Origin of the sequence: Pediococcus damnosus (assembly GCF_001437255.1) — a bacterium.
GTDB lineage: Bacteria > Bacillota > Bacilli > Lactobacillales > Lactobacillaceae > Pediococcus > Pediococcus damnosus.
The window spans coordinates 1-9,704 of record NZ_JQBD01000073.1; the positions used below are offsets into that span (position 1 = coordinate 1).

Consider the following 9,704-nt stretch of genomic DNA (forward strand, 5'->3'; position numbering starts at 1 on the left):
CGCTCCCTGCGAGGGTAGGACGTTGCCATGCACTTAGTAAGTTCCCTTAGTTGGGAGCTTTTTTTGTGTCTAAATTAAGGTATGGTATACTTATTGAAGCAATTTAATGCCACTGTAGCTCAGCTAGGTAGAGCACTTCCATGGTAAGGAAGGGGTCATCGGTTCAAATCCGATAAGTGGCTTAAAGAGAAAAATTTGGTAAAAGACAAATCATGGAAAAACCCATGATTTGTCTTTTTCAATTTAAAATTAGAACAGTTTTTTAAAACATCTATCGAAAAATAGATAGAAATAACTAAAAATGTGAACTGAAAAAAACACTATTTTTATTAACCGCTATCAAAAGGCCTCGATTTTTTTCCTGAGAAGTGTATAATCAATAAAAATGTGTCAAAATTTTTAAAGGAGGAACTTTTTATGGAAACCAAAGATCGATACGCTGTGGATATTGTACCAGTCGAAGAACGTCATATGTCCTATTGGGATATGTTTGCTACTTGGGTTGGTGCTAATGCGAACAATGGAACATGGTTTGTCGGCGGAATTATTGCTGCCTGTGGGTTTTGGGGTGGCATTCATGCCTTAATTATTGCTTCAAGTATTTCATACATATTTTTATCATTGGTTGGTTATATGGGATATAAAACAGGGGTTTCAACCATGGCTGTTTCCCGTGCTTCTTTTGGAATTCGAGGAAGTATTGTTCCCTCTATAGTTAATGTGACCCAATTTGTTGGTTGGACAGCGGTTAACACTTTTATTGCCGCAACTTCAATGTCATATATTTTACATTCATTATTAGGATGGCCAGTTTATGGTCAACCTGGTGGTGCCAAAGGATTAATTTTTGGAATTTTGGTTATGAGTATTTTACACTTAATAAGTATTTCTGCCGGACAACGGTCGATTCAAATCATAGAACGAATAGGTATAATTCTTGTTATTATCTTCGTTTTATGGGAATCGATCGTTGTTTTTCGTGATGTATCTTTTTCTCAAATTGCTAATTGGAAAGTGCCAAGTCACCAAAAAATGCCATTCGGTAGTGCAATTGATACATTAGCAGCATTCAATCTAGCTTGGGTCACTGCAGGAGCAGATTTTACGCGCTTTACAAATAAAAAGGGTACGGCAATTACCGCACCGTTCCTAGGAGCAGATCTTGGCGTGTTCTGGTTTGCCTTTATCGGCCTGGTTGCGACAATCAGTATTGCGATCACTTCTGATGTTTATGATGCCAATAATTCTGATCCCAGCACGATTGCAAATCGTTTAGGACTCGGATCAATTGCCATGGTTGTGATTGTGTTAACTAGCATGACAGCCAATGCAGTTAATTTACAAGCTGCGGGGTCAGCCGTAAATAATATTTTTCCAAAAATAAGTCTGAAAAAGTCTTTATGGATTGTGACAATTCTAGCTACCTTAGTAACGTTTATTCCAGTATTTGTGGGAAGTTTCCTGGATACTTTTACAGCTTTTCTAGATTATGTTGGTATGGTGCTTGGGCCCATTGTTAGTATCATGTGTGTTGACTTTTACCTGGTACGAAGAAGAAACTATCAACCAACAGAGCTATCTAAAAAGGGCGGTCGGTACTGGTATCGTGGTGGGGTTCACTGGCTGGCGTTTTGCTTGTGGGTTGTTGGTGTTCTGGTCTACTTGCTCCTCCAACGCGTACCCTGGATTCAAAATCATACAGGAGCAACATTTATTACGATGATTCTGGTTGGGATTGCTTACTATTTGGTTATGAAAATTAAATGCAACATATTACTTAGTCATCAAAATTAAACCTACTAAAAATACAAGGAGTGCAAATAATGTTAATCAAAAATGTTTATATTGAAAACAATGAAACTAAACAGGTTGTGCGAATTGAAGATAGCAAATTTACAGAAATCGATACGCAACTTGCAGCTCGTGAAAATGAAAAAGTAATTGAAGCGGATGGTAAATTATTATTACCACCGTTTGTGGATTCCCATGTCCATTTAGATGCCACTTTAACCGCTGGTGATCCTGAATGGAATCAGAGTGGCACTTTATTTGAAGGTATTCAAATTTGGTCGGAAAGAAAGAAAAAGTTAACCCGTGAGGATGTTAAAAAAAGAGCTAAGGCCACGCTTCGTAAACAAATTGAAAATGGCATTCAGGTTGTACGTAGTCATGTGGATACAACGGATCCCACGATGACAGCTTTAGAGGCTTTACTGGAAGTTAAAGCTGAGATGCAAGATGAGGTAGAAATTCAACTGGTTGCCTTTCCACAAGAGGGTGTTTTATCTTATCCCCACGGAAAAGAACTACTGGAAACCGCCGTTAAAGAAGGTGCCGATGTTATTGGCGGGATTCCTCACTATGAATTCACTCGTGATTATGGAGTTCAATCATTACACTACATCGCAGAGTTGGCTGAAAAGTATGACCGATTGATTGATGTGCATTGTGATGAAATTGATGATCCCAATTCACGCAACTTAGAGGTACTTGCAACGCTGGCTTATGAAACAGGGCTATCAGACCGGGTTACTGCCAGTCACACAACGGCAATGGGATCTTATAATAATGCTTACTGCTATAAACTATTTCGTTTATTGAAATTGGCTAATATCAATATGGTGTCTAATCCACTGGTCAATATTCATTTAGGTGGACGGTTTGATACCTATCCTAAACGCCGTGGAATTACACGCATTAAAGAATTAAATGAAGCCGGGATCAACGTCTCATTTGGCGAAGACGATATTAAGGATCCTTGGTATCCAATGGGAAACGGCAACATGATGGATGCCGTCCACATGGGAATTCATGCCGACCAACTGATGGGCTATCAAAGCATTCTGGATTCTTATAATTTTGTGACAAACAATGCTGCCAAAACTTTGCATATCAGTGATCATTACGGAATTGAAGTTGGCAAACCAGCTAACTGCATTATTATGAATAATGATAATTTTTATAATGCCTTGAACGAACATTCGGAAGTGTTGTATTCAATCCGTCACGGAAAAGTGTTAGTTGAAACGAAACCCAAAGAAGTAAAACTTAACTTTTAACGATTCATACAATTAATTTTAGATAAATTTAAAGGCGAAGAGCGGCTACAAAGTCACTGTTCGTCTCTTTATTTACACTGTTTCTTGAGTATATTGTATGGTAATTTAATCGGAATGTGAGAGAATAAAACTATAAACTAATTTTTGGAGCGTTATTATGACGACATTATGGAATACATTTTTAGATCAAAGAACCGAGCTTCTTAAAGCTTTGTGGCAGCATTTACAGATATCATTGACATCTTTACTGATTGCCATTGTAATTGCTGTTCCATTGGCAATTTGGGCAACTCATCACAAAAGCGTGGCCGAAGTACTTTTGCAAATTACGAGTGTCCTCCAAACAATTCCGTCCTTAGCTTTGTTGGGACTTTTAATTCCACTGGTCGGGATTGGGAGTGTGCCAGCAGTTATTGCTCTTGTGATTTATGCATTGCTACCAATTTTTCAGAATACATATGTGGGCATTGACGAAATTGATCCTTCTATAGAAGAAGCGGCAGATGCGTTTGGAATGTCGCGCATGCGCAAACTAATTAAAGTAGAAATTCCGATTGCACTTCCGGTAATTATATCCGGAATTCGAACCGCTTTGGTCCTAATCGTGGGAACCGCAACCCTGGCCGCATTAATTGGAGCTGGCGGGTTAGGTAATTTTATTTTACTTGGAATTGATCAAAATGATACATCATTGATTTTAATCGGAGCAATTACGTCGGCTTTGCTTGCAATTGTTTTGAGCACCTTAATCAAAGTTTTACAAAAGGCGAAACTACGGACTGTCATTGTGACAGTTGCAGTGATTATCATAGGATTCATTGGTGTGAGTGGTTATCAAGCTGCTGCCCAACCTAAAGAGAATATCATCATTGCCGGAAAACTGGGATCTGAACCAGATATTTTGATTCATATGTATAAAGATTTGATTGTGCAAGATGATAAAAATGTAACGGTTACTTTGAAGTCAAATTTTGGAACAACCAGCTTCTTATTTAATGCGCTTAAAAGTAAAAGCATTGATATTTATCCTGAATTTTCTGGAACGGTTCTGGAAAGTTTGGTTAAAAAAACGGGTAACACCACTAATTTGAATGCCCATCAAACTTATGTTAAGGCCAGAGACGACCTTAAATCACAAGACGATATCGCGTACTTAAAACCAATGAAATATCAAAATACCTTTGCAGTGGCTGTAAAAAAATCGTTTGCAGATAAATATAATTTAAAAACAATCGGAGATTTACGCAAAATCGAAGACAAAATTAATGCTGGGATGACGTTAGAGTTTATGAACCGTACGGATGGCCTAAAAGGAATTAAGAAGAAATATGGGTTAGACTTCAAAGTCAATTCCATGCAGGCAAGTCTACGATATGAAGCACTCCAACGAGGGAACATTAACGTTGGGGATGCCTATTCAACTGACAGTCAGATTAAACAGCTGAATTTAGTGATGTTAAAAGATACCAAGCATGTTTTTCCTCCTTACCAGGGGGCACCAATCATGACGGAAAAATTTGCGGCTAGTCATCCTGAAGTTGTGAAATCTTTAAACAAATTAGCTGGTAAGATTTCAGATTCTGACATGCAAGAAATGAATTACAAAGTGAATGTGAAAAAGGAGTCCGCTGCAAAAGTTGCCAAGCAGTACTTAATTTCTCATGGATTGTTGAGGGATGACAAATGATAAAACCAAAAGTGCCAGTTATTGAGTTTAAAAATGTTCGTAAGGAATTTGGTGAAAATGTAGCCATCCATGATCTAAATTTAGCAATCCAACCTGGGGAACTATTTGTGCTTGTGGGAACTTCCGGAAGCGGAAAAACAACGACCTTAAAAATGATCAACCAATTAATTACTCAAACAAGCGGGGATATTCTATTTGAGGGCAAAAAGTTAAAAGACATTGACACACAAAGCCTACGACTCGATATTGGGTATGTTTTGCAGCAAATTGCTTTGTTTCCAACCATGACAGTTGCACAAAATGTGAGTGTTATTCCAGATATGAAAAAAATGCCGAAAAAAGAAACGGCAAAAATTGTGGATGATCTGCTGACTCAGGTTGGATTGGATCCTGATGAATATCGGGATCGGATGCCTGATGAACTATCTGGTGGTGAACAACAACGAATTGGAATTATTCGGGCGATTGCTGCTAAACCACCCGTAGTTTTATTTGATGAACCGTTTAGTGCGTTGGACCCCATCGTGCGGACCCAATTACAGGATTTGGTGTTAGATCTCCATCAGAAAATGCATAATACCATTGTTTTTGTCACCCATGATATGGATGAAGCCCTGAAGTTAGGGGATCGAATTGGTGTGATGAGTCATGGCAAATTGCTTCAAACGGATACGCCAGAGAACATTGTGCAACATCCGGCTAATCAGTTTGTCGAGAACTTTTTCGCGAGTTCCGTTGCCAAAAATATGTATGAAACCCCGTTAGCTAAATTGATAAAAACGGGATACGTTTTAAAAACCATTGATAATTCAGAAAAAGCAAAAGAGCTTGAAGATACGGCAACACTGGAGAGTGCTTTTATGACCCTCGCTGAAACTGACGTGATTGCAGTGATGCATGAACATAAAAAAGTTGGTTATCTTAATCGGCAACAAGTTATGAGGTATTTGAGCGAAGTGCAACGGTAAATTAAAAACTAAAGGAGTGGCTCAAAAATGGATAAATTTGATGTTGTAATTATTGGTGCTGGCCCAGGTGGTAGCGCTTTGGCCTATGATTTAAAGGCGCAAAATCTAAACATGGCAATTGTTGAAGAAAATTTATGGGGTGGAACCTGTCCTAATCGGGGCTGTGATCCTAAAAAAGTTTTAATTTCAGCCCTGGATGCAAAACGGCAGGCAGAACACTTAGTTGGCAAAGGGATTCAAAAGGCTCCTAAGATTGAGTGGGCTGATTTAATGAAATTTGAAAAAACGTTTACGGATCCTGTCTCTTCTGGGACGAAAAAGGGACTAGAGGATGCTGATATTTCCGTTATTGACGGTTCAGTGAAATTTAAAGATGCACATACGATTCAAGTTGGTGACAAACAGGTAAAAGCTGATAAGTTTGTGATTGCAACCGGGGCTCGCCCAGGAATTTTAGAAATTGATGGTAAAGAACATTTCAAAACGAGCACGGACTTCTTAAAAATGCCGACGATGCCAAAATCTGTAACCTTTGTGGGTGGTGGCTATATTGCATTTGAATTTGCCGCCATTGCCAGTGCTGCAGGAGCAGAAGTTCATATTGTGCATCACAACGATCGACCTTTAAAAGCATTCCCGGCAGCTGATGTGAAACGTTTAATTTCACAACTTGAAGCCAATGGCGTGCAATTTCATTACGGCGTGGATGTTAGCCGCATTGAAAAAAACGAGCAAGGCTATGAACTTGTGAGTGCCCAAGGATTCAGTTTGCAAACAGATCAAGTATTCTGTACAGCGGGACGGGTACCCAACGATGATACCTTAGCGTTAGATCAAGCCGGTGTGACATTTTCTAAGCGTGGCGTTCAAGTCAATGACCATTTGCAAACAACGACCGAAAATATTTTTGCCCTTGGAGATGTTGTGGACAAAAAGCAACCTAAGTTGACACCTGTATCTGGATTTGAGGCCCAGTATTTGGCTCAAGAATTTGCAGGTGATCAGACAGCAATTGCTTATCCGGCAATCCCAACCGTTGTTTATGGAGAACCCCGTTTGGCCATGGTAGGGTTAAAAGCAGCCGATGTTAAAGAAAAAGCAGATCAATTTGAGATTAAAGATCTCGATTTAACTGGATGGTTTACTTATCGGCGCTTGAACGAACCGCTGGCACATGCTACAGTAATAACATCTAAAAAAACCGGTGCGGTTGTTGGCGCAAGTTTAATGAGTAGCGAAGCGGATGATTTAATTAATTATTTTGCCATGGCGATTAATGGCCAGCTCACACCAGAAAACTTGAAACAAACCATTTTCGCTTATCCAACCGCAGCCAGCGATTTATCTTATCTTATTTAAACTTATGGAGGCTGCAATATGGAATTTATTGGGACACTTTGTTTAATCTTATTTTTAACGTTATTTGTTGGTCATTTTAGCCAACGAATGGGTGTCCCAGGGGTCATTGGGCAGCTTTTAGTCGGGGTCGTTTTGGGCCCGGCTATTTTAAATTGGATTCATTTAAATACGCTGGTGCAAACATTTGCAGATCTTGGCGTAATCATTTTGATGTTTATCGCTGGATTGGAAAGTAATATTGCTTTACTGAAAAAATATCTGCGGCCAGCCTTGGTGGTGGCTGTTATTGGCGTTATCTTCCCTGTGGTGATCATGGGAGGGGCTGGATTGTTGTTTCATTTCAGTCGTCTCGAATGTTTCTTTATTGGGTTTGTGTTCTCAGCAACGTCCGTAAGCATTTCGGTGGAGGTGCTAAAAGAGTTCCGAGTCTTGAACACTAAAGAGGGTGCGACTATTTTAGGAGCAGCCGTTGCCGATGATATTATCGGCGTCATTTTGTTAAGTATTATGGTTAGCATGATGGGTGATTCCGCTGGAAATGAGAATCTCGGCTTAGTTATTTTTAAACAACTTCTGTACTTTGTTGGCGTGTACCTTGTCATTAAATGGATTGCCCCTTATTTAATGCGCACTGCTGATAAACTTTTTATGACCTCTAGTCGGACAATTATGTCGATGATTATCTGCCTTGGGATGGCTTGGTTAGCGGAAATGGTTGGTCTTAGTGGTGCTGTTGGAGCCTTCTTTGCGGGGATTGCTGTTGCGATGACGCCTGCCCACGATGAAATTGATCAAAGTATTGAACCAATTGGGTATGCCGTTTTTATTCCGATGTTCTTTGTCAGTGTCGGCCTAAATATGGATTTTTCCCATTTATTCCAATCATTAGGTTTTGTAGTTTTGATGACAATTCTGGGAATTGCGACAAAACTAGTTGGTTGTGGAATTGGCGGTAAACTATCTGGATTCAATTTAGCAAGTAATTATGTGATTGGTGCCGGAATGATTTCTCGAGGAGAAATGGCGCTAATCACTGCCCAAATTGGCTTTTCTGCTCATTTAATTGATCCAACTCATTACTCAGATGTGATTTTGGTTATCATTCTTGTGACGATGATTGCACCATTCATATTGAAAAATGCAATTAGCCATCAACGGAAAGTACAAGCTGAAGTACAAACTAAATAAGCTAAATTCAAATAAAAAAAGTATGAATTGTAAAAATAATTGCAATTAATCATTTTAGAAGTACCCAATCCTTAAGAAATGTCGTATAATGAACTTAAGAGTTTCTTATACTGTTTAAGGTCTGGAGGTTTATCACATGAAAAATAATGAACAGAATCAAAATGGTAAAGTACATTTTAAGATGTATAAGGTACATAAACAATGGCTATATGCTGGCCTGGTTTTGGTGGGCATTAGTGCTGTAGGGACATTTAATGCACCTCATGTATCGGCGGACACTTCTGCAAATTCAACAGAAGCTAGTTCTAATCAGACAAAATCAAGTAGTTATGCATATTCAAATTCCTATGCAATGAGTTCAGCTACTAGTTCAAAAGCTAACTATAGTAGTGCTGATCAAACAAAGACATCTTCTAGTTATTCAAGTGCCGCTTCTTCAGCTAGCTCAAGCAGTTCTAAAAAATCTGCTTCAAGCGAGGATTCCAAGAAGGCTTCTGATGCAGCATCAAGTGCCGCTTTAAGTTCTGCAATTGCTAGTTCGCAGGCTGCTGCAAATAGTGCAAGTAGTTCAGTTGCTGCCTCATTGGCACCTAGCTTGAGTACTACTACAGCTAGTTCAGCTTCAAGCGTTGTTTATCCTGCATCTTCAAATGCAGCCAGCGTTTCACCAATTAGTAGCGCAGCCAGCAATGCGGTTGCTTCTAATAGTTCAGAGGTTACCAGCGCGGCATCTTCTGCAGCTAGTGAAGCTACCCCAGGATCATCTTCAGATTTGAAGACTGATCAAACAAGTAGTGAAGCTACCTCAGTTTCTGCGGCTAGCTCTGAAGATTCTAGTTCTGCAGTTTCAAGTGCTTCAGTATCTTCGACCGCAAGTTCAGCCGAATCGGCTAGTTCAGATGCTAAGACTAGTTCATCAGCTGCTACCAGTGCAACGACAATGGCTGTTAAAGCAGTAACTACACCGGCTACCACTCAAACGGCGCAAACAGCAGTTTTGAATGCTACAATTTCAAAAGTGATGAGTCAAGCAACTGATGCGGTTCAGATTAGTACAACGCAGCATCAACGAGTAGATCGTACAGCTTATTTAACTGATTTGAGTGCATTTGTAACCACCAAAGCGGCTTCAAAAGTTGAGGTTCCAGATTTAAATGACTCTTATCAACAAGCTGCTATTCCAGTGATTCAATTCCAAGCAACGTCACGAGCCATTAGTAATGCTCAAAGTGAAGCTTCACAAGTAACTGAAAAAGCATCTGCTAACAGTGATAAGGATGATCAGTCATCTTCTGAAATGACTGTTCAGACATCTGATTTTGCAACTGGTGGCAGTTCAGAGTTAGTTGGCGGAACATATGTAATTCAGCACGATAAACGAAAATAAGTTTTAATAAAACCAAGCATAAATAGTGGTTCTTCGTCAACTGTTGTTGGTGAACA

At 39.5% G+C, this 9,704-nt stretch carries 7 protein-coding genes and 1 tRNA gene; all 8 read left to right on the forward strand.

Features of this window, described 5'->3' with window-relative positions:
• The first annotated feature begins 108 nt into the window (after nt 1-108).
• The 8 genes from IV84_RS08290 (at nt 109) to IV84_RS08325 (ending at nt 9,648) form a co-directional block, all read left to right on the forward strand.
• A tRNA-Thr gene (locus tag IV84_RS08290) sits at nt 109-182 on the forward strand.
• Between the two features lie 235 nt (nt 183-417).
• On the forward strand, nt 418-1,794 hold the full coding sequence (locus IV84_RS08295; protein ID WP_046872124.1) for a cytosine permease: 1,377 nt from the start codon (nt 418-420) through the stop codon (nt 1,792-1,794).
• A 29-nt stretch (nt 1,795-1,823) separates the two neighbouring features.
• Nucleotides 1,824-3,059: a cytosine deaminase gene (codA, locus tag IV84_RS08300; protein ID WP_056986398.1), complete on the forward strand. Its 1,236-nt coding sequence runs from the start codon at nt 1,824-1,826 to the stop codon at nt 3,057-3,059.
• A gap of 157 nt (nt 3,060-3,216) precedes the next feature.
• Nucleotides 3,217-4,746, forward strand: a complete 1,530-nt coding sequence (locus IV84_RS08305) for an ABC transporter permease/substrate-binding protein (RefSeq protein ID WP_046872126.1) — start codon at nt 3,217-3,219, stop codon at nt 4,744-4,746.
• Nucleotides 4,743-5,714, forward strand: coding sequence for an ABC transporter ATP-binding protein (locus IV84_RS08310; protein ID WP_046872127.1), 972 nt, complete (start codon nt 4,743-4,745; stop codon nt 5,712-5,714). Before IV84_RS08305 ends, IV84_RS08310 begins: the two co-directional genes overlap by 4 nt.
• A 27-nt stretch (nt 5,715-5,741) precedes the next feature.
• On the forward strand, nt 5,742-7,073 hold the full coding sequence (locus IV84_RS08315) for a dihydrolipoyl dehydrogenase family protein (protein ID WP_046872128.1): 1,332 nt from the start codon (nt 5,742-5,744) through the stop codon (nt 7,071-7,073).
• A gap of 18 nt (nt 7,074-7,091) precedes the next feature.
• The gene (locus tag IV84_RS08320) at nt 7,092-8,261 is read left to right on the forward strand and encodes a cation:proton antiporter (RefSeq protein ID WP_056986400.1); all 1,170 of its coding nucleotides are present in this window, start codon (nt 7,092-7,094) and stop codon (nt 8,259-8,261) included.
• A gap of 136 nt (nt 8,262-8,397) precedes the next feature.
• The gene (locus IV84_RS08325; protein ID WP_056986402.1) at nt 8,398-9,648 is read left to right on the forward strand and encodes a KxYKxGKxW signal peptide domain-containing protein; all 1,251 of its coding nucleotides are present in this window, start codon (nt 8,398-8,400) and stop codon (nt 9,646-9,648) included.
• Nucleotides 9,649-9,704 lie beyond the last annotated feature (56 nt).

What these genes read in the sequence shown, in the direction of transcription:
- IV84_RS08295 (WP_046872124.1), top strand. Translation starts at nt 418, where the DNA reads ATGGAAACCAAAGATCGATACGCTGTGGATATTGTACCAGTCGAAGAA.
- codA (WP_056986398.1), top strand. Translation starts at nt 1,824, where the DNA reads ATGTTAATCAAAAATGTTTATATTGAAAACAATGAAACTAAACAGGTT.
- IV84_RS08305 (WP_046872126.1), top strand. Translation starts at nt 3,217, where the DNA reads ATGACGACATTATGGAATACATTTTTAGATCAAAGAACCGAGCTTCTT.
- IV84_RS08310 (WP_046872127.1), top strand. Translation starts at nt 4,743, where the DNA reads ATGATAAAACCAAAAGTGCCAGTTATTGAGTTTAAAAATGTTCGTAAG.
- IV84_RS08315 (WP_046872128.1), top strand. Translation starts at nt 5,742, where the DNA reads ATGGATAAATTTGATGTTGTAATTATTGGTGCTGGCCCAGGTGGTAGC.
- IV84_RS08320 (WP_056986400.1), top strand. Translation starts at nt 7,092, where the DNA reads ATGGAATTTATTGGGACACTTTGTTTAATCTTATTTTTAACGTTATTT.
- IV84_RS08325 (WP_056986402.1), top strand. Translation starts at nt 8,398, where the DNA reads ATGAAAAATAATGAACAGAATCAAAATGGTAAAGTACATTTTAAGATG.